Source organism: Enterobacter sp. ODB01 (genome assembly GCF_001623605.1).
Lineage (GTDB): Bacteria > Pseudomonadota > Gammaproteobacteria > Enterobacterales > Enterobacteriaceae > Enterobacter > Enterobacter kobei.
Genome location: NZ_CP015227.1, coordinates 1,456,458 through 1,475,553, shown reverse-complemented (window position 1 = coordinate 1,475,553; position 19,096 = coordinate 1,456,458). Strand labels below are relative to the sequence as shown.

Here is a 19,096-nt window from a genome sequence, read left to right as displayed (position 1 = left end):
AAGATGACTACCCAGGCTGTTTCTGGTCGCCGCTATTTCACAAAGGCATGGCTGATGGAACAAAAATCGCTGATTGCCCTGCTGGTGCTGATCGCGATTGTGTCGACCATGAGCCCGAATTTCTTCACCGTTAATAACCTCTTCAACATTCTGCAGCAGACGTCTGTGAACGCCATTATGGCGGTCGGGATGACGCTGGTGATTTTGACCTCGGGTATCGATCTGTCCGTCGGTTCCCTGCTGGCGCTCACCGGTGCGATCGCCGCTTCGCTTGTCGGGATTGAAGTCAACGCGCTGGTGGCGGTTGCCGCTGCACTGGCAGCAGGCGCGGCGATTGGCGCTGTAACCGGCGTAATCGTGGCAAAAGGGCGTGTTCAGGCGTTTATCGCCACGCTGGTAATGATGCTGCTGCTGCGCGGTGTGACCATGGTCTACACCAACGGTAGCCCGGTCAATACCGGGTTTACGGATAATGCCGATCTGTTTGGCTGGTTCGGTATTGGCCGTCCGCTGGGCGTCCCGACGCCGGTCTGGATCATGGCTATCGTCTTCCTGGCGGCGTGGTACATGCTGCATCACACTCGTCTGGGTCGTTACATTTATGCGCTGGGCGGTAACGAAGCGGCAACGCGTCTGTCCGGTATTAGCGTCAATAAAGTCAAAATTATCGTTTACTCCCTGTGCGGCCTGCTGGCCTCTCTGGCGGGCATCATCGAAGTGGCGCGTCTTTCTTCTGCGCAGCCAACGGCGGGTACGGGCTATGAACTGGATGCCATCGCGGCGGTGGTTCTGGGCGGTACGAGTCTGGCGGGCGGTAAAGGTCGCATTGTTGGGACATTGATCGGCGCACTGATCCTCGGTTTCCTGAATAATGGTTTGAATTTGTTAGGTGTTTCCTCCTATTACCAGATGATCGTTAAGGCAGTGGTGATTTTGCTGGCGGTACTGGTAGACAACAAAAAACAGTAACTGACGACACTACAGGACATCTTAGATATGAACATGAAAAAACTGGCTACTCTGGTTTCCGCTGTCGCGCTGAGCGCAACCGTAAGTGCTAACGCCATGGCGAAAGACACCATCGCGCTGGTTGTCTCTACCCTTAACAACCCGTTCTTCGTCTCCCTGAAGGATGGTGCGCAGAAAGAAGCTGACAAGCTGGGTTACAACCTGGTCGTGCTGGATTCTCAGAACAACCCGGCGAAAGAGCTGGCGAACGTTCAGGACTTAACCGTTCGTGGCACCAAAATCCTGCTGATCAACCCAACCGATTCTGACGCCGTAGGTAACGCCGTTAAAATGGCAAACCAGGCGAAAATTCCGGTGATCACGCTGGACCGTCAGGCGAACAAAGGCGATGTAGTCAGCCACATCGCGTCTGATAACGTGCTGGGCGGTAAAATCGCCGGTGATTACATTGCGAAGAAAGCCGGTGAAGGCGCCAAAGTCATCGAACTGCAGGGGATTGCCGGGACGTCCGCAGCGCGTGAGCGTGGCGAAGGCTTCCAGCAAGCTGTTGCTGCACACAAATTCAACGTCCTGGCGAGCCAGCCAGCAGACTTCGACCGTACTAAAGGTCTGAACGTTATGCAGAACCTGCTGACCGCACATCCTGACGTGCAGGCTGTGTTTGCACAGAACGATGAGATGGCGCTGGGTGCGCTGCGTGCCCTGCAGACTGCAGGTAAATCTGATGTGATGGTTGTCGGATTTGACGGTACGCCGGATGGTGAAAAAGCGGTAAATGATGGCAAACTGGCTGCGACCATCGCTCAGCTGCCTGAGCAGATTGGCGCGACTGGCGTACAAACTGCCGACAAAGTGCTGAAGGGCGAAAAAGTTCAGGCCAAATACCCTGTTGACCTGAAGCTGGTCATCAAGCAGTAAAAGGCGAATCAGGCAGTCGCTGGCTGCCTGAGGGACACCAATAAAGAAAAGTGTGGCATACGCCACCGGTTAACACCGGTGGCGCTCTCAGATGGACAATCCAACCATGAAAACCGCAGGTAACCTCGTCGTCCTTGGCAGTATCAATGCCGATCACATTCTTAACCTTGAATTATTCCCTGCACCGGGCGAAACCGTCACGGGTAATCAGTACCAGGTAGCATTTGGCGGTAAGGGCGCAAACCAGGCCGTCGCCGCCGGACGCAGTGGGGCGAATATTGCGTTTATCGCCTGCACGGGTGATGACGATACCGGTGAGCGCGTACGTAAACAGCTGGCCAGCGATAATATTGATATCGCGCCGGTCAGCGTTGTTGCGGGGGAGTCTACCGGCGTGGCGCTGATTTTCGTCAACGCTGAAGGTGAGAATGTCATCGGTATTCATGCGGGTGCTAACGCTGCGCTGACGACGGCGCGCGTAGAAGCGCAACGAGCACTCATCGGTGGAGCCGAAGCCCTGCTGATGCAGCTGGAGTCACCGGTTGAAAGCGTGCTGGCCGCCGCCAAAATTGCGCATGAAAACCATACCACTGTCGTACTTAACCCTGCTCCAGCCCGTGTATTATCAGACGAGTTGTTGGCGCTGGTGGACATCATTACGCCAAACGAAACCGAAGCGGAAAAGCTGACGGGCATTCGTGTTGAAAATGATGATAATGCCGCGCGTGCGGCGAAAGTGTTGCATGAAAAGGGCATCGGGACCGTTATCATTACTCTTGGCAGCCGTGGGGTGTGGGCAAGCGTAAACGGCGAAGGGCGTCGCGTGCCGGGCTTCAGGGTTAAAGCCATTGATACGATTGCCGCAGGCGATACCTTCAACGGTGCGCTGGTGACGGCGCTGCTGGAAGGCAAAGTGATGGATGATGCGATCCGCTTTGCGCATGCCGCCGCCGCAATTGCGGTGACGCGTAAAGGGGCACAGCCTTCCGTACCGTGGCGCAAAGAGATCGATGAATTCTTAAGTCAGCAGGGGTAACGCTTGGCTACGATGAAAGATGTCGCCCGCATGGCGGGCGTTTCTACTTCGACTGTCTCTCACGTTATTAATAACGATCGTTTCGTTAGCGAGGCGATTCGGGAGAAAGTCGAAGCCGCAGTAAAAGATCTCAACTATGCGCCGTCGGCGCTGGCGCGCAGCCTTAAGCTTAACCAGACGCGCACCATCGGTATGCTGATCACCGCCAGTACCAACCCTTTTTATTCTGAACTTGTTCGCGGCGTAGAGCGCAGCTGCTTCGAGCGTGGCTACAGTCTGGTGCTGTGCAATACCGAGGGTGACGAACAGCGCATGAACCGTAACCTGGAAACGCTGATGCAAAAACGCGTCGACGGGTTATTGCTGCTCTGTACCGAAACCCATCAACCGTCGAAAGAGATTATCCAGCGCTACCCTTCAATTCCTACGGTGATGATGGACTGGGCGCCGTTCGATGGGACCAGCGATCTGATTCAGGATAATTCCCTGCTGGGCGGCGACATGGCAACTCAGCATCTGATCGATAAAGGTCATACCCGCATCGCCTGCATTACCGGCCCGCTGGATAAAACCCCGGCGCGCTTGCGTCTGGAAGGTTATCTCTCGGCGATGGAACGCGCGGGTCTTGCCATCCCTGACGGCTACCGGATCACCGGTGATTTCGAATTTAACGGCGGCTTTGAGGCGATGCAGACATTGCTGATGCAAGAGCCGCGTCCGCAGGCGGTATTTATCGGTAACGATGCGATGGCATTTGGTGCTTATCAGGCGTTGTATCAGGCGGGGTTACGCGTTCCGGACGATATGGCGATCATTGGCTACGATGATATCGAACTGGCGCGCTACATGACGCCGCCGCTGACCACCATTCATCAGCCGAAAGATGAATTGGGTGAGCTGGCCATTGATGTGTTGATCCACCGAATGGCGCAGCCCACGCTGCAACAGCAACGTCTGCAGCTTACTCCTGTTCTGATGGAACGGGGTTCGGTTTAGCCTTTGCTTTGTGGCGCTCTTTGATCAGGTTTCGGCCGTCTTTCGGTTTTAACAGCATAAAGACCAGCGCCGATACCACCGTGAGTGCGCCCATCGTAATAAAGGTATAGTGGAACTGCTCAACGGTATTCGCGCTGTCAAAACCCTCATAAAAGCGCAGCACTGCTGCACTTACCGCCACCCCTAAACTGATCGACAGCTGCTGCGTTACCGCCAGCACGCTGTTGCCGCTACTGGCATTGTCGTCAGTCAGATCGGCAAGGGTAATGGTGTTCATCGACGTAAATTGCGTCGACATTGCCATGCCCAGCACAAACAACGGCAGGATCAGCATCCAGACGGGAAGAGAGGCGGATTGCAGAGAGAATTGCGCAATCATCAGGCCGATAAAGATCGTCACGCCAACCAGCGTCTTACGATAGCCAAACCAGCGCAGTACCTGCGTAACGGTTGATTTTGCCAGAATTGAACCCATTGCCGTGGGCGCCATCATGCAGCCGGCAATCAGGGCCGGATAGCCAAAACCTACCTGCAACATCAATGGCATCAGGAACGGTACGCATCCTGTCCCCAGGCGTGAAGCTATGTTTCCTGCAATCCCGACGGAGAAGGTCCGGGTGTTAAACAGCGATAAAGAGATAAGCGGTGTCGGGTGGCGACGCGCATGACGTATATAAAGAAGGAAAAGCAGAATACCGCTGAGGATGACGGCCAGTGCCAGCCACGTTTCAACGATTTTCTCACCAAACAGCTCCATCCCGCTGGAGAACAGCACCAGGCTCAGACCAAACAGGAAAAATCCGCCCATATCGAAGCTGCGTCTTGGCGTGGTGAAGTTGGGCATATATTTGCGAGCGTAGAACAGCCCTGCCACACCAATCGGGATATTAATCAGGAAGATCCAGTGCCAGCTTGCCCAGGTCACAAACACGCCGCCGAGTACCGGGCCCAGTATCGGGCCGACGAGGCCCGGCATGGTGACGAAGTTGAGCACGGGAAGCAGCTCGCTGCGTGGGTAGGCACGCAGCAATGCCAGGCGCGCCACGGGCATCATCATCGCGCCGCCAATGCCCTGTAACACGCGGAAGATAACCAGCTCTGTTAAGGATGTGGAGAGCGCGCAGGCCAGCGAACCCAGGGTAAAGAGCGTTACGGCCAGCATGAAAACTCTGCGGGTACCGAAGCGGTCAGCCAGCCAGCCGCTTACCGGGATCAGCATCGCCACCGTCAGGGTATAGCTGATGATGGCGGATTGCATTGCCAGCGGGGAGCGGTTGAGGCTTTGTGCAATGGCGGGAAGCGCTGTGTTGAGGATGGTGGCATCCAGTGCCTGCATAAAGAACGCCATGGCTGCAATCCACGGCAATCCGGCCATGCTGCGCGCTTTTTTCTTTGTCATTTATCTACCTGCTGGTGGGTTGGCGCGGCCAGCAATGCCTGGCACGCACTCAGGGCTCGCTGCCCGTCGCTCTCCTGAATGGCATCCACTATCGCCTGATGCAAATCCAGCTTTACCACTTCGTCTTGTGTAATAGAGGAAAAGTAGGTGTGGTACACCGAATGGAATAACGAGGCAAAGGAGGTCAGGAAGGGATTGGCGCTCATCATATAGATATGTTCATGCCAGGCCATATCGACCTCAACCCAGCGTTCCCGGTTGAAGTGTTTTTTCAGGAATACCATTTCTTCCATCAACGCGTTAAGTTGCGCTTTCTGCTCTGCTGTTCCGAGCGTGGCGGCAAGCAGGCAGGCCTGGGGTTCAAGGCTGCTACGCATCACGAGGAAGTGATCGACCACCTGATGAAAGTTATCTTCGATCATCCACCAGGAGAGCAGCTCCTGATCGAGAAAATTCCAGTTACTCTGCGGCATCACGCGCGTACCAATGCGCGGGCGCGGGAGAACCATCCCTTTTGCCGTCAGGGTTTTCACCGCTTCACGAACGGCGGTACGGCTCACCCCAAACTGCTCGCCCAACTCCATTTCACCCGGCAGGATGCTGCCCGGGGCATATTTTCCCGCTAAAATCCGCTGCGCCAGCTTTTCTGCCAGCACATAGGAGAGGTTTTTTTGGGCGGCCAGCTGTTGTGCGCTTAATGGCATCGCGTTTATTCCTTAATGTTTCATGCTGATAATTATGCCACCTCGAATGTGATTGTGGTTGTAGATACATCAAATAGAACAATTTGTAGCTTGATTTCACCGCTATTGGTGAAAAAAAACACGGACGGAAACTTTTTTTAAATTTCCTCTTGTCACTGTGAAATAACTCCCTATAATGCGCCTCCACTGACACGGAACAACGGCACACACGCCGCCGGGTCAGCAGAGAAAAGCAAAATAAACGCTTGACTCTGAAGCGGGAAAGCGTAATATGCACACCCCGCGCCGCAGCGAAAACGAAGCGGCACTGCTCTTTAACAATTTATCAGACAATCTGTGTGGGCACTCAAAGTGACATGGATTCTTAACGTCGCAAGACGAAAAATGAATACCAAGTCTCTGAGTGAACATACGTAATTCATTACGAAGTTTAATTCACGAGCATCAAACTTAAATTGAAGAGTTTGATCATGGCTCAGATTGAACGCTGGCGGCAGGCCTAACACATGCAAGTCGAACGGTAGCACAGAGAGCTTGCTCTCGGGTGACGAGTGGCGGACGGGTGAGTAATGTCTGGGAAACTGCCTGATGGAGGGGGATAACTACTGGAAACGGTAGCTAATACCGCATAACGTCGCAAGACCAAAGAGGGGGACCTTCGGGCCTCTTGCCATCAGATGTGCCCAGATGGGATTAGCTAGTAGGTGGGGTAACGGCTCACCTAGGCGACGATCCCTAGCTGGTCTGAGAGGATGACCAGCCACACTGGAACTGAGACACGGTCCAGACTCCTACGGGAGGCAGCAGTGGGGAATATTGCACAATGGGCGCAAGCCTGATGCAGCCATGCCGCGTGTATGAAGAAGGCCTTCGGGTTGTAAAGTACTTTCAGCGGGGAGGAAGGTGTTGTGGTTAATAACCGCAGCAATTGACGTTACCCGCAGAAGAAGCACCGGCTAACTCCGTGCCAGCAGCCGCGGTAATACGGAGGGTGCAAGCGTTAATCGGAATTACTGGGCGTAAAGCGCACGCAGGCGGTCTGTCAAGTCGGATGTGAAATCCCCGGGCTCAACCTGGGAACTGCATTCGAAACTGGCAGGCTAGAGTCTTGTAGAGGGGGGTAGAATTCCAGGTGTAGCGGTGAAATGCGTAGAGATCTGGAGGAATACCGGTGGCGAAGGCGGCCCCCTGGACAAAGACTGACGCTCAGGTGCGAAAGCGTGGGGAGCAAACAGGATTAGATACCCTGGTAGTCCACGCCGTAAACGATGTCGACTTGGAGGTTGTGCCCTTGAGGCGTGGCTTCCGGAGCTAACGCGTTAAGTCGACCGCCTGGGGAGTACGGCCGCAAGGTTAAAACTCAAATGAATTGACGGGGGCCCGCACAAGCGGTGGAGCATGTGGTTTAATTCGATGCAACGCGAAGAACCTTACCTACTCTTGACATCCAGAGAACTTTCCAGAGATGGATTGGTGCCTTCGGGAACTCTGAGACAGGTGCTGCATGGCTGTCGTCAGCTCGTGTTGTGAAATGTTGGGTTAAGTCCCGCAACGAGCGCAACCCTTATCCTTTGTTGCCAGCGGTTAGGCCGGGAACTCAAAGGAGACTGCCAGTGATAAACTGGAGGAAGGTGGGGATGACGTCAAGTCATCATGGCCCTTACGAGTAGGGCTACACACGTGCTACAATGGCGCATACAAAGAGAAGCGACCTCGCGAGAGCAAGCGGACCTCATAAAGTGCGTCGTAGTCCGGATTGGAGTCTGCAACTCGACTCCATGAAGTCGGAATCGCTAGTAATCGTAGATCAGAATGCTACGGTGAATACGTTCCCGGGCCTTGTACACACCGCCCGTCACACCATGGGAGTGGGTTGCAAAAGAAGTAGGTAGCTTAACCTTCGGGAGGGCGCTTACCACTTTGTGATTCATGACTGGGGTGAAGTCGTAACAAGGTAACCGTAGGGGAACCTGCGGTTGGATCACCTCCTTACCTTAAAGAACCTGCCTTTGTAGTGCTCACACAGATTGTCTGATGAAAAGTAAATAGCAAGGCGTCTTGCGATTGAGACTTCAGTGTCCCCTTCGTCTAGAGGCCCAGGACACCGCCCTTTCACGGCGGTAACAGGGGTTCGAATCCCCTAGGGGACGCCACTTGCTGGTTCGTGAGTGAAAGTCACCTGCCGTCATATCTCAAAACTGACTTGCGAGTCATGTTTGAGATATTTGCTCTTTAAAAATCTGGATCAAGCTGAAAATTGAAACGACACACATGTTATGTGTGTTCGAGTCTCTCAAATTTTCGCAAACCGATGGTGAATCGAAAGAAACATCTTCGGGTTGTGAGGTTAAGCGACTAAGCGTACACGGTGGATGCCCTGGCAGTCAGAGGCGATGAAGGACGTGCTAATCTGCGAAAAGCGCCGGCGAGGTGATATGAACCTTTGACCCGGCGATGTCCGAATGGGGAAACCCAGTGTGATTCGTCACACTATCGTTAACTGAATACATAGGTTAACGAGGCGAACCGGGGGAACTGAAACATCTAAGTACCCCGAGGAAAAGAAATCAACCGAGATTCCCCCAGTAGCGGCGAGCGAACGGGGAGCAGCCCGGAGTCTGAATCAGCTTGTGTGTTAGTGGAACGGTCTGGAAAGTCCGACGGTACAGGGTGATAGTCCCGTACACGAAAATGCACAGGTTGTGAACTCGAAGAGTAGGGCGGGACACGTGGTATCCTGTCTGAATATGGGGGGACCATCCTCCAAGGCTAAATACTCCTGACTGACCGATAGTGAACCAGTACCGTGAGGGAAAGGCGAAAAGAACCCCGGCGAGGGGAGTGAAAAAGAACCTGAAACCGTGTACGTACAAGCAGTGGGAGCCTACTTGTTAGGTGACTGCGTACCTTTTGTATAATGGGTCAGCGACTTATATTCTGTAGCAAGGTTAACCGTATAGGGGAGCCGAAGGGAAACCGAGTCTTAACTGGGCGTTAAGTTGCAGGGTATAGACCCGAAACCCGGTGATCTAGCCATGGGCAGGTTGAAGGTTGGGTAACACTAACTGGAGGACCGAACCGACTAATGTTGAAAAATTAGCGGATGACCTGTGGCTGGGGGTGAAAGGCCAATCAAACCGGGAGATAGCTGGTTCTCCCCGAAAGCTATTTAGGTAGCGCCTCGTGAATTCATCTTCGGGGGTAGAGCACTGTTTCGGCTAGGGGGCCATCCCGGCTTACCAACCCGATGCAAACTACGAATACCGAAGAATGTTATCACGGGAGACACACGGCGGGTGCTAACGTCCGTCGTGAAGAGGGAAACAACCCAGACCGCCAGCTAAGGTCCCAAAGTCATGGTTAAGTGGGAAACGATGTGGGAAGGCACAGACAGCCAGGATGTTGGCTTAGAAGCAGCCATCATTTAAAGAAAGCGTAATAGCTCACTGGTCGAGTCGGCCTGCGCGGAAGATGTAACGGGGCTAAACCATGCACCGAAGCTGCGGCAGCGACGCTTATGCGTTGTTGGGTAGGGGAGCGTTCTGTAAGCCGTTGAAGGTGGCCTGTGAGGGTTGCTGGAGGTATCAGAAGTGCGAATGCTGACATAAGTAACGATAAAGCGGGTGAAAAGCCCGCTCGCCGGAAGACCAAGGGTTCCTGTCCAACGTTAATCGGGGCAGGGTGAGTCGACCCCTAAGGCGAGGCCGAAAGGCGTAGTCGATGGGAAACAGGTTAATATTCCTGTACTTGGTGTTACTGCGAAGGGGGGACGGAGAAGGCTATGTTAGCCGGGCGACGGTTGTCCCGGTTTAAGCATGTAGGCGGAGGTTCCAGGTAAATCCGGTACCTTTTTAACGCTGAGGTGTGATGACGAGGCACTACGGTGCTGAAGTAACAAATGCCCTGCTTCCAGGAAAAGCCTCTAAGCATCAGGTAACACGAAATCGTACCCCAAACCGACACAGGTGGTCAGGTAGAGAATACCAAGGCGCTTGAGAGAACTCGGGTGAAGGAACTAGGCAAAATGGTGCCGTAACTTCGGGAGAAGGCACGCTGATATGTAGGTGAAGCCCCTGCGGGTGGAGCTGAAATCAGTCGAAGATACCAGCTGGCTGCAACTGTTTATTAAAAACACAGCACTGTGCAAACACGAAAGTGGACGTATACGGTGTGACGCCTGCCCGGTGCCGGAAGGTTAATTGATGGGGTTAGCGGTAACGCGAAGCTCTTGATCGAAGCCCCGGTAAACGGCGGCCGTAACTATAACGGTCCTAAGGTAGCGAAATTCCTTGTCGGGTAAGTTCCGACCTGCACGAATGGCGTAATGATGGCCAGGCTGTCTCCACCCGAGACTCAGTGAAATTGAACTCGCTGTGAAGATGCAGTGTACCCGCGGCAAGACGGAAAGACCCCGTGAACCTTTACTATAGCTTGACACTGAACACTGGTCCTTGATGTGTAGGATAGGTGGGAGGCTTTGAAGCGTGGACGCCAGTCTGCGTGGAGCCGACCTTGAAATACCACCCTTTAATGGCTGGTGTTCTAACGTAGACCCGTGATCCGGGTTGCGGACAGTGTCTGGTGGGTAGTTTGACTGGGGCGGTCTCCTCCCAAAGAGTAACGGAGGAGCACGAAGGTTAGCTAATCCTGGTCGGACATCAGGAGGTTAGTGCAATGGCATAAGCTAGCTTGACTGCGAGAGTGACGGCTCGAGCAGGTGCGAAAGCAGGTCATAGTGATCCGGTGGTTCTGAATGGAAGGGCCATCGCTCAACGGATAAAAGGTACTCCGGGGATAACAGGCTGATACCGCCCAAGAGTTCATATCGACGGCGGTGTTTGGCACCTCGATGTCGGCTCATCACATCCTGGGGCTGAAGTAGGTCCCAAGGGTATGGCTGTTCGCCATTTAAAGTGGTACGCGAGCTGGGTTTAGAACGTCGTGAGACAGTTCGGTCCCTATCTGCCGTGGGCGCTGGAGAATTGAGGGGGGCTGCTCCTAGTACGAGAGGACCGGAGTGGACGCATCACTGGTGTTCGGGTTGTCATGCCAATGGCACTGCCCGGTAGCTAAATGCGGAAGAGATAAGTGCTGAAAGCATCTAAGCACGAAACTTGCCCCGAGATGAGTTCTCCCTGAGACTATAAGTCTCCTGAAGGAACGTTGAAGACTACGACGTTGATAGGTCGGGTGTGTAAGCGCAGCGATGCGTTGAGCTAACCGATACTAATGAACCGTGAGGCTTAACCTTACAACGCCGAAGCTGTTTTGGCGGTGAGAGACGATTTTCAGCCTGATACAGATAACAGAATTTGCCTGGCGGCTTTAGCGCGGTGGTCCCACCTGACCCCATGCCGAACTCAGAAGTGAAACGCCGTAGCGCCGATGGTAGTGTGGGGTCTCCCCATGTGAGAGTAGGGAACTGCCAGGCATCAAATAGAAGAACCCCGTACCGTAAGGTGCGGGGTTTTTTGCTTTTGGTTTTCCTCTCCCGCAGGAAGAGGGCATCAAACCGCACTCCACGTCACAATAAACTCCGCTATCCCATCCACATCATTTAAATCCAACTGCGGAACCTCAAGCGGCAATACAACATCACCGGCCACCGCAATCACATGCTCATCAAGCGTTAACTCGCTAACATCGTGCCCGGCATCGCTTCGGAACAGCAGGATCTTAGGTACAGCCTCATGCTTAAACCCCTCGACCAGCACCAGATCCAGGCTGGAATGATCCATCCGGCTGACCAGATAAGCCAGATCCAGCGGTGCCTCATCTGGCGTTTCTGTCATTAATGCCCAGCGCTGATTGCTTGCCACGATTGTCTGCGCGGCACCCGCTTTACGCAGCTCATAGCTGTCTTTTCCCGGTTTATCGACATCCATGTTATGGTGCGTATGCTTAATCAATCCGGGGCGAATACCTTTCGCACACAGTGCGGGTATTAGTTTCTTCAGCAGCGTGGTTTTCCCTGTGCCGCTCCATGCGGAAATAGCTAAAACGGGGATCATCTCTTCTCCTGCATCCTCTGCAAATCTTCACTCGTATTCACGTTCACAAAAGCCGATTTGAAATCGCTAAAATCAACAGGATGGCCGCCAGACTGGCGCATAAACACCATCACTCTGCGTTCTCCCGCCGCCAGATACGCCTCCAGAGAAGACACTAGCGAGCGGTGCATTAAGGCAATAGCAGGATGGTCGCGCTCGCCGTCATGTACCCAAACCACGGATGCTGTGCCACGAAGCTGAACCAGACGCTCAACGAGACAGGATGGAATAAACGGGGTATCGCAGGGACAGAACAGAAACCACTCACTGTTCGACTGCTGCATCACTGAGAGCATACCGGCCAGCGGCCCCGGGTAATCCTCAATATTATCCTGATACACGGCATACCCGCTGTGCTGATACGTGTCGATATGCCTGTTCGCGCTGATGGCCAGGGTTGTCACCTGGCCGGCGAGCGTATCAGCGACACATTGCCATAAGGGTTTGCCATTCAGGAGCTGGAGCCCCTTATCTTTCCCTCCCATCCGCGTTGCTCTGCCACCTGCCAGAACGACCCCAATGATTTCCTGGCTAAGATTCACGAATATCGCCTCTTTTATTGTGGGATTGACCCTGCTAACGTGTCACTCTAAATGAAAGGAGCACCACCATGAAATGTAAACGTCTGAATGAAGTTATTGAACTCCTCCAGCCAGCCTGGCAAAAAGAGCCAGAGCTTAATCTGATGCAATTCTTGCAGAAACTGGCAAAAGAGTCAGGTTTTGACGGCGAACTGGCAGACCTTTCTGATGACATCCTGATCTACCACCTCAAAATGCGCGATTCTGCCAAAGATGCTGTTATTCCTGGTATTCAGAAGGATTATGAGGAAGATTTTAAAACGGCGCTGCTGCGCGCCCGTGGCGTAATTAAAGAGTAAAAGCTTGTAAGCGGAGCCACCGAAATCGCCACAAGATGATATCCTGAATCATTCGTATAATTTCCGGATGAACGGATGAACGACCAGGCTTTTACTTTCCAGACATTACACCCGGATACCATTATGGATGCCCTGTTTGAACAGGGCATTCGTGTGGATTCGGGGTTAACGCCTTTAAATAGCTACGAAAACCGTGTCTATCAATTTCAGGATGAGGATCGTCAGCGCTTTGTCGTGAAGTTCTACCGGCCTGAACGTTGGACCGCAGAACAAATTCAGGAAGAGCATCAGTTTGCTCACGATCTGCTGGATGACGATGTCCCGGTTGCCGCACCGATAAAATTCAACAACCAAACGCTGCTGACGCATGAAGGCTTTTATTACGCTGTATTCCCAAGCCTGGGTGGCCGCCAGTTTGAAGCGGATAATATCGATCAAATGGAGTGGGTTGCCCGCTATCTGGGTCGCATTCACCAGACGGGAAGAAAAACGGCATTCACAGCCCGACCGACGATCGGTATTCAGGAATATCTTATCGAGCCGCGCCAGGTATTCGAAACCTCTGCACTGATCCCCACTGGGCTAAAGGCTGATTTCCTCAGCGCCACCGATAAACTTATTGCTGCGGTAAAAACCTGCTGGCGCGATGATATTTCCGTCCTGCGCCTGCACGGCGATTGTCACGCCGGAAATATACTCTGGCGCGATGGCCCGCTGTTTGTCGATCTTGATGATGCGCGCATGGGGCCCGCGGTTCAGGACCTGTGGATGCTGATGAATGGCGACAAAGCCGAGCAACGCATGCAGCTTGAAACCATTATTGAAGCCTATGAAGAATTTAGCCCGTTTAATTCAGACGAAATTGCCCTGATTGAACCTTTACGTGCGATGCGTTTTGTATATTATCTCGCGTGGTTAATCAGGCGTTGGGACGATCCCGCATTTCCCCGTAATTTCCCGTGGCTTACCGGGGAAGATTACTGGCGCAGCCAGATATCTACATTCACTGAGCAGGTTAAGGTTCTTCAGGAACCCCCGCTGCAATTAACGCCGATGTATTAATAGGACACACCCAGGAGAGAGTTAATCATGAAAAAAATTTGGCTGGCGCTGGCAGGTATGATTCTGGCATTTAGCGCTTCTGCTGCACAATTTACCGACGGCAAACAGTACACTACGCTGGAGAAGCCGGTTGCTGGCGAGCCACAGGTTCTCGAGTTCTTCTCGTTCTACTGCCCGCACTGCTACCAGTTCGAAGAAGTGCTGCATGTTTCTGACAACGTGAAGAAAAAACTGCCGGAAGGCACCAAAATGACCAAGTACCACGTTGAGTTCCTGGGCCCATTGGGTAAAGACCTGACTCAGGCGTGGGCGGTTGCGATGGCACTGGGCGTGGAAGATAAGATCACCGCCCCAATGTTTGAAGCCGTGCAGAAAACCCAGACCGTTCAGACCACAGCGGATATCCGTAAAGTGTTCGTTGATGCTGGTGTGAAAGGGGAAGAGTATGACGCCGCGTGGAATAGCTTTGTGGTGAAATCTCTGGTTGCTCAGCAGGAAAAAGCGGCGTCTGACCTGCAGCTTCAGGGCGTTCCGGCGATGTTCGTTAACGGTAAATATCAGCTGAACATGCAGGGCATGGACACCAGCAGCATGGATATTTTCGTTCAGCAGTATGCTGACACCGTGAAATACCTGGTTGAGAAAAAGTAAGTTCTTAGAGATGAAAACGCCGGTCACTGACCGGCGTTTTTGTATGAAGATTTAATGCTGTCTATCTGCTCGTCTTTTTCTTTCCAGAGTGTATTAAGCCACTGCTGGAAACGACGTTTGAAATTTTTATCGTTAACGTAGTCGCCATGCAGTTCGGCATCGACGGGAACTAAATTCACCCGCACAACAATGTGTGTCAGCTTGCCGCTGAGCATATCGAAGAACGGGGTGTTATCGTTCTTCGGGTAGCAGAGCGTGACGTTGAGTAACTTATCGAACTGAGCACCCAGTACATTAAGCGCCATCGCAATGCCCGCCGCCTTTGGCGGCAGCAGGTTTTGATACGGGGAGCGTGTTTGCTGACGTTTCTCTTCCGTAAACCGGGAGCCTTCCACAAAGTTCACAATGGTTGTTGGATGCGCGCGAAACTTTTCGCAGGAACGGCGGGTGGTCTCTACATCCTTACCACGATGCTCCGGATGACGAAGCAAATAGCTGCGCGAATAGCGTTTCATAAACGGCATATCGAGCGCCCAGCAGGCCAGCCCAATAAAAGGTACCCAGGCAAGTTGTTGCTTGAGGAAGTATTTATTCATCGGGATGTGTTTGCGGAAAAGCACGCATAACACCACGATGTCGGCCCAGCTGTGATGATTACAAATCAGCAGATACCAGTTCTTTTTATTGAGGTTATCCAGTCCTTCGACATCCCACTTCAGATGCGGGTTCAGACACAACAGGATCGCCAGCCCTTCACACCAACAGTACATCATGAAGTTACAAAACGCTGACACGGCTCGCCACACCGAGGGCACAGGCAGCAGCAGTTTAATGATCCCGGCGATGATGATCGGCACGGAACAGGCGATCGTCACCAGAATAGTTAAAATGATGCTTAACAGTAAGGTTATTGCAGCGAGCAATCTCGACATGATGAGTTTTTTCAGGTGGTTAGCGGTAAGAGCGCGGCCGACACGTCGGCGCTGGGCGCTGATTTTACCAGAAAAACGACAAAGTATTGGCGCTTTCACGCCGTCATTTGACCGCTTTTACCCTGATGCAGAAGATTTCTCTAATATTGCGCACTAATCAGGACTTATATCCACATAGACTAAATTGCCATCAGTAAGCTGTTTTTATGTGATGCGCTTAATTAACAGTATGATATTTAATGATTTATTATCAGTATTGATCTGCAATGGCTGTCTACTTTTCATTTGAAGTGAAAATATTCACAAACTTATCCACAGTTTGATTTTTGCGAGCGATCCTCACGATCGCAAAATCTTTTTCTGTATCGGGACTGAATAACTGATGTTTTCATCCTTATGTGGCATCCTTTACGCATAAATTGATTAAAGGCACGGACATTATGGTTCAGATCCCAGAAAACCCACTTATTCTCGTCGATGGCTCATCTTACCTGTATCGGGCATACCATGCGTTTCCTCCTCTGACCAATAGCGCAGGGGAACCTACCGGCGCAATGTACGGCGTGCTGAATATGCTGCGCAGCCTGATCCTTCAGTATCAGCCAACCCATGCGGCAGTCGTTTTTGATGCGAAAGGCAAAACCTTCCGCGATGAGTTGTTCGAGCATTACAAATCCCACCGTCCGCCTATGCCTGACGATCTACGTGCGCAAATTGAGCCGCTGCACGCCATGGTGAAAGCGATGGGCCTGCCGCTGCTGGCTGTCTCTGGCGTAGAAGCCGACGACGTCATCGGTACGCTGGCGCGAGAAGCAGAAAAAATGGGTCGTCCGGTACTGATCAGCACCGGTGATAAAGATATGGCACAGTTGGTGACGCCAGGCATCACCCTGATTAACACTATGACCAATACCATTCTGGGGCCAGAAGAGGTGGTCACTAAGTATGGTGTGCCGCCGGAACTGATTATCGACTTCCTTGCCTTGATGGGCGACTCCTCGGATAACATTCCTGGTGTGCCCGGCGTCGGTGAAAAAACCGCGCAGGCGTTGCTTCAGGGTCTGGGTGGGTTGGATACGCTTTACGCCGAATCAGACAAAATTGCAGGCCTCTCCTTCCGTGGCGCAAAAACCATGGCCGGCAAACTGGAAGAGAACAAAGAGGTGGCTTATCTCTCTTATAAGCTGGCAACAATTAAAACCGATGTCGAACTGGAACTGGGCTGTGAGCAGCTGGAAGTCCAACAGCCTTCTGCTGACGAATTGCTGAACCTGTTTAAGAAATACGAATTCAAGCGCTGGACCACTGACGTGGAAGCGGGTAAATGGCTGCAGGCGAAAGGGGCCAAACCTGCTGCAAAGCCAAAAGAGACGATTGTCGTTGATGCCGAAGAGCAGGCAGAAGAAGAAGCCACAGTCCTCTCCTTCGATAACTACGAAACCATTCTTGAAGAGTCGCAGCTGATCGCCTGGATCGAGAAACTGAAAAAGGCACCGGTGTTTGCCTTTGATACCGAAACTGACAGCCTCGATAATATCTCTGCCAACATGGTGGGTCTGTCCTTTGCAACAGAGCCGGGTATGGCAGCCTATGTGCCTGTGGCGCACGATTATCTGGATGCACCAGAGCAGATCTCTCGCGAACGCGTGCTTGAGCTGCTGAAGCCGATTCTGGAAGACGAAAAGGCGCTGAAGGTCGGGCAAAACCTCAAGTATGACCGCGGTATTCTGCAAAACTACGGCATTGAACTGCGCGGGATTGCCTTCGACACCATGCTCGAATCCTATATTCTGGACAGCGTCGCGGGTCGTCATGATATGGATTCCTTATCTGACCGCTGGCTCAAGCACAAAACCATCACCTTTGAAGAGATTGCCGGTAAAGGAAAAAATCAGCTCACCTTTAACCAGATAGCTCTCGAAGAAGCAGGGCGCTACGCGGCGGAAGATGCCGACGTTACGCTGCAGCTGCATCTGAAAATGTGGCCGAAACTGCAGAAGCATGAAGGTCCGCTCAACGTGTTCCAGCATATCGAAATGCCGCTGGTTCCCGTGTTGTCGCGTATTGAACGCAACGGCGTAAAAATCGACCCTACGGTGCTGCATAACCACTCCGGAGAGTTGGCACAGCGTCTGACCGAGCTTGAGCAGAAAGCCCATGAGCTTGCAGGCGAGCCGTTTAACCTCTCTTCACCGAAACAGTTGCAAACCATCCTGTTTGAAAAACAGGGCATCAAGCCGCTGAAGAAAACCCCTGGCGGTGCGCCATCCACCTCTGAAGAGGTGCTGGAAGAACTGGCACTGGATTACCCGCTGCCAAAAGTGATCCTGCAGTACCGTGGTCTCGCGAAGCTGAAGTCTACTTATACCGACAAGCTCCCGCTGATGATCAACCCGAAAACGGGCCGGGTGCATACGTCATATCATCAGGCCGTTGCGGCAACCGGTCGACTCTCGTCAACCGATCCAAACCTGCAGAACATCCCGGTGCGTAATGAAGAGGGGCGTCGCATTCGCCAGGCCTTTATTGCACCTGATGACTACCTGATTGTCTCGGCTGACTACTCGCAAATTGAGTTGCGCATTATGGCGCACCTGTCCCGTGACAAAGGCCTGCTGACGGCATTTGCGGAAGGGAAAGATATTCACCGGGCGACCGCAGCGGAAGTGTTCGGTTTGCCGCTGGACAGCGTGACAAACGAGCAGCGCCGCAGCGCAAAAGCGATCAACTTCGGTCTGATCTACGGTATGAGCGCTTTCGGCCTTTCACGCCAGCTCAACATCCCGCGTAAAGAGTCGCAGAAGTACATGGATCTCTACTTCGAACGTTACCCGGGCGTGCTGGAGTACATGGAACGCACTCGCGCTCAGGCGAAAGAGAAAGGTTACGTTGAAACCCTGGATGGCCGCCGTCTTTATCTTCCGGACATCAAATCCAGCAACGCGGCGCGCCGCGCTGGCGCAGAACGTGCCGCGATCAACGCCCCGATGCAGGGAACTGCAGCAGACATCATCAAGCGTGCAATGATTGCCGTGGATGCCTGGCTGGAGAAAGAGAAGCCGCGCGTGAAAATGATCATGCAGGTACACGATGAACTGGTGTTTGAAGTGCATAAAGACGATCTCGACACCGTGTCGAAAAAGATCCACGAACTGATGGAAAGCAGCATGACGCTTGACGTGCCGTTGCTGGTGGAAGTGGGGAGTGGTGAAAACTGGGATCAGGCTCACTAACGGTTCTGTGAATAACGCGCTTTTTATGTAAGTTAGCAACATAACCACGTGCGTTTTGTGACGATCATTAGAATTCCCTATGTAAAGAATGAAAAAAAACTACAAAAAGTGCTTTTTCTGCAGCAAAAAAAGGGGTAGAGTTATCGACGTAGGGTACAGAGGTAAGATGTTCTATCTTTCAGACCTTTTACTTCACGTAATCGGATTTGGCTGAATATTTTAGCCGCCCCAGTCAGTAATGACTGGGGCGTTTTTTATTGTGGCAA

Annotated in this window: 15 protein-coding genes, 1 tRNA gene and 3 rRNA genes; 14 read left to right on the top strand and 5 right to left on the bottom strand. The window is 52.7% G+C overall.

Going from position 1 to position 19,096, the window contains the following annotated elements; translation table 11 throughout:
* Nucleotides 1–3: 3 nt before the first annotated feature.
* The 4 genes from rbsC (at nucleotide 4) to rbsR (ending at nucleotide 3,919) form a co-directional block, all read left to right on the top strand.
* Nucleotides 4–969, top strand: coding sequence for a ribose ABC transporter permease (gene rbsC / locus A4308_RS07045; protein ID WP_014881872.1), 966 nt, complete (start codon nucleotides 4–6; stop codon nucleotides 967–969).
* Nucleotides 970–996: 27 nt separating this feature from the next.
* Nucleotides 997–1,887, top strand: a complete 891-nt coding sequence (gene rbsB, locus A4308_RS07040) for a ribose ABC transporter substrate-binding protein RbsB (protein WP_014881871.1) — start codon at nucleotides 997–999, stop codon at nucleotides 1,885–1,887.
* Nucleotides 1,888–1,993: 106 nt separating this feature from the next.
* Nucleotides 1,994–2,923, top strand: a complete 930-nt coding sequence (rbsK, locus tag A4308_RS07035; RefSeq protein ID WP_045134511.1) for a ribokinase — start codon at nucleotides 1,994–1,996, stop codon at nucleotides 2,921–2,923.
* Nucleotides 2,924–2,926: 3 nt separating this feature from the next.
* Nucleotides 2,927–3,919, top strand: coding sequence for a ribose operon transcriptional repressor RbsR (rbsR, locus tag A4308_RS07030; RefSeq protein ID WP_014881869.1), 993 nt, complete (start codon nucleotides 2,927–2,929; stop codon nucleotides 3,917–3,919).
* Here the strand turns inward: rbsR and mdtD are convergent.
* Together mdtD and A4308_RS07020 are read right to left on the bottom strand one after the other, a co-directional pair.
* Nucleotides 3,885–5,318 (bottom strand): multidrug transporter subunit MdtD, encoded by a 1,434-nt coding sequence (mdtD, locus tag A4308_RS07025; protein ID WP_045134508.1) that lies wholly within the window; start codon nucleotides 5,316–5,318, stop codon nucleotides 3,885–3,887. The genes rbsR and mdtD overlap by 35 nt on opposite strands.
* Nucleotides 5,315–6,022, bottom strand: coding sequence for a FadR/GntR family transcriptional regulator (locus tag A4308_RS07020; RefSeq protein ID WP_063308485.1), 708 nt, complete (start codon nucleotides 6,020–6,022; stop codon nucleotides 5,315–5,317). The genes mdtD and A4308_RS07020 overlap by 4 nt, the downstream gene beginning before the upstream one ends.
* 452 nt (nucleotides 6,023–6,474) lie before the next feature.
* Here A4308_RS07020 and A4308_RS07010 point away from each other — a divergent pair.
* The 4 genes from A4308_RS07010 to rrf all read left to right on the top strand — a co-directional run bounded on the left by A4308_RS07010 (nucleotide 6,475) and on the right by rrf (nucleotide 11,453).
* Nucleotides 6,475–8,014 (top strand): 16S ribosomal RNA (locus tag A4308_RS07010).
* Nucleotides 8,015–8,099: 85 nt separating this feature from the next.
* A tRNA-Glu gene (locus tag A4308_RS07005) sits at nucleotides 8,100–8,175 on the top strand.
* Nucleotides 8,176–8,367: 192 nt separating this feature from the next.
* Nucleotides 8,368–11,273 (top strand): 23S ribosomal RNA (locus A4308_RS07000).
* 64 nt (nucleotides 11,274–11,337) lie between these two features.
* Nucleotides 11,338–11,453, top strand: a 5S ribosomal RNA gene (gene rrf, locus A4308_RS06995).
* Together the 16S, 23S and 5S rRNA genes with 1 tRNA gene alongside form the textbook arrangement of a ribosomal RNA operon.
* A gap of 76 nt (nucleotides 11,454–11,529) precedes the next feature.
* On the opposite strand, the gene mobB is transcribed toward rrf, so the two are convergent.
* Nucleotides 11,530–12,033: a molybdopterin-guanine dinucleotide biosynthesis protein MobB gene (mobB, locus tag A4308_RS06990; RefSeq protein ID WP_023331644.1), complete on the bottom strand. Its 504-nt coding sequence runs from the start codon at nucleotides 12,031–12,033 to the stop codon at nucleotides 11,530–11,532.
* Nucleotides 12,030–12,614 (bottom strand): molybdenum cofactor guanylyltransferase MobA, encoded by a 585-nt coding sequence (gene mobA, locus A4308_RS06985; protein ID WP_023331643.1) that lies wholly within the window; start codon nucleotides 12,612–12,614, stop codon nucleotides 12,030–12,032. The genes mobB and mobA overlap by 4 nt, the downstream gene beginning before the upstream one ends.
* A gap of 68 nt (nucleotides 12,615–12,682) precedes the next feature.
* Between mobA and A4308_RS06980 the strand changes: the two genes are divergently transcribed.
* From A4308_RS06980 to dsbA, 3 genes are all read left to right on the top strand, one after another.
* Nucleotides 12,683–12,952, top strand: a complete 270-nt coding sequence (locus tag A4308_RS06980; RefSeq protein WP_003861904.1) for a YihD family protein — start codon at nucleotides 12,683–12,685, stop codon at nucleotides 12,950–12,952.
* A gap of 75 nt (nucleotides 12,953–13,027) precedes the next feature.
* Nucleotides 13,028–14,014 carry a serine/threonine protein kinase gene (locus A4308_RS06975; protein ID WP_014885769.1) on the top strand — a complete coding sequence of 329 codons (987 nt, stop codon included), beginning with the start codon at nucleotides 13,028–13,030 and terminating at the stop codon, nucleotides 14,012–14,014.
* Nucleotides 14,015–14,041: 27 nt separating this feature from the next.
* The gene (gene dsbA, locus A4308_RS06970) at nucleotides 14,042–14,665 is read left to right on the top strand and encodes a thiol:disulfide interchange protein DsbA (RefSeq protein WP_014885768.1); all 624 of its coding nucleotides are present in this window, start codon (nucleotides 14,042–14,044) and stop codon (nucleotides 14,663–14,665) included.
* A gap of 23 nt (nucleotides 14,666–14,688) precedes the next feature.
* Here the strand turns inward: dsbA and A4308_RS06965 are convergent, their stop codons facing one another.
* Nucleotides 14,689–15,540, bottom strand: a complete 852-nt coding sequence (locus tag A4308_RS06965) for an acyltransferase (protein ID WP_231867152.1) — start codon at nucleotides 15,538–15,540, stop codon at nucleotides 14,689–14,691.
* Here A4308_RS06965 and A4308_RS22730 point away from each other — a divergent pair.
* The 3 genes from A4308_RS22730 to A4308_RS22950 all read left to right on the top strand — a co-directional run bounded on the left by A4308_RS22730 (nucleotide 15,437) and on the right by A4308_RS22950 (nucleotide 19,044).
* Nucleotides 15,437–15,754, top strand: coding sequence for a hypothetical protein (locus A4308_RS22730; RefSeq protein WP_224955194.1), 318 nt, complete (start codon nucleotides 15,437–15,439; stop codon nucleotides 15,752–15,754). The genes A4308_RS06965 and A4308_RS22730 overlap by 104 nt on opposite strands.
* Before the next feature lie 283 nt (nucleotides 15,755–16,037).
* On the top strand, nucleotides 16,038–18,830 hold the full coding sequence (gene polA / locus A4308_RS06960; RefSeq protein ID WP_014885765.1) for a DNA polymerase I: 2,793 nt from the start codon (nucleotides 16,038–16,040) through the stop codon (nucleotides 18,828–18,830).
* A gap of 166 nt (nucleotides 18,831–18,996) precedes the next feature.
* Complete coding sequence (locus tag A4308_RS22950; protein ID WP_071892919.1) at nucleotides 18,997–19,044, top strand: spot 42 RNA, inhibition of DNA synthesis; 48 nt, start codon at nucleotides 18,997–18,999, stop codon at nucleotides 19,042–19,044.
* The last annotated feature ends 52 nt before the right edge of the window (nucleotides 19,045–19,096 follow it).

What these genes read in the sequence shown, in the direction of transcription:
- rbsC (WP_014881872.1), top strand. Translation starts at nt 4, where the DNA reads ATGACTACCCAGGCTGTTTCTGGTCGCCGCTATTTCACAAAGGCATGG.
- rbsB (WP_014881871.1), top strand. Translation starts at nt 997, where the DNA reads ATGAACATGAAAAAACTGGCTACTCTGGTTTCCGCTGTCGCGCTGAGC.
- rbsK (WP_045134511.1), top strand. Translation starts at nt 1,994, where the DNA reads ATGAAAACCGCAGGTAACCTCGTCGTCCTTGGCAGTATCAATGCCGAT.
- mdtD (WP_045134508.1), bottom strand. Translation starts at nt 5,318, where the DNA reads ATGACAAAGAAAAAAGCGCGCAGCATGGCCGGATTGCCGTGGATTGCA.
- A4308_RS07020 (WP_063308485.1), bottom strand. Translation starts at nt 6,022, where the DNA reads ATGCCATTAAGCGCACAACAGCTGGCCGCCCAAAAAAACCTCTCCTAT.
- mobB (WP_023331644.1), bottom strand. Translation starts at nt 12,033, where the DNA reads ATGATCCCCGTTTTAGCTATTTCCGCATGGAGCGGCACAGGGAAAACC.
- A4308_RS06980 (WP_003861904.1), top strand. Translation starts at nt 12,683, where the DNA reads ATGAAATGTAAACGTCTGAATGAAGTTATTGAACTCCTCCAGCCAGCC.
- A4308_RS06975 (WP_014885769.1), top strand. Translation starts at nt 13,028, where the DNA reads ATGAACGACCAGGCTTTTACTTTCCAGACATTACACCCGGATACCATT.
- dsbA (WP_014885768.1), top strand. Translation starts at nt 14,042, where the DNA reads ATGAAAAAAATTTGGCTGGCGCTGGCAGGTATGATTCTGGCATTTAGC.
- A4308_RS22730 (WP_224955194.1), top strand. Translation starts at nt 15,437, where the DNA reads ATGAAGTTACAAAACGCTGACACGGCTCGCCACACCGAGGGCACAGGC.
- polA (WP_014885765.1), top strand. Translation starts at nt 16,038, where the DNA reads ATGGTTCAGATCCCAGAAAACCCACTTATTCTCGTCGATGGCTCATCT.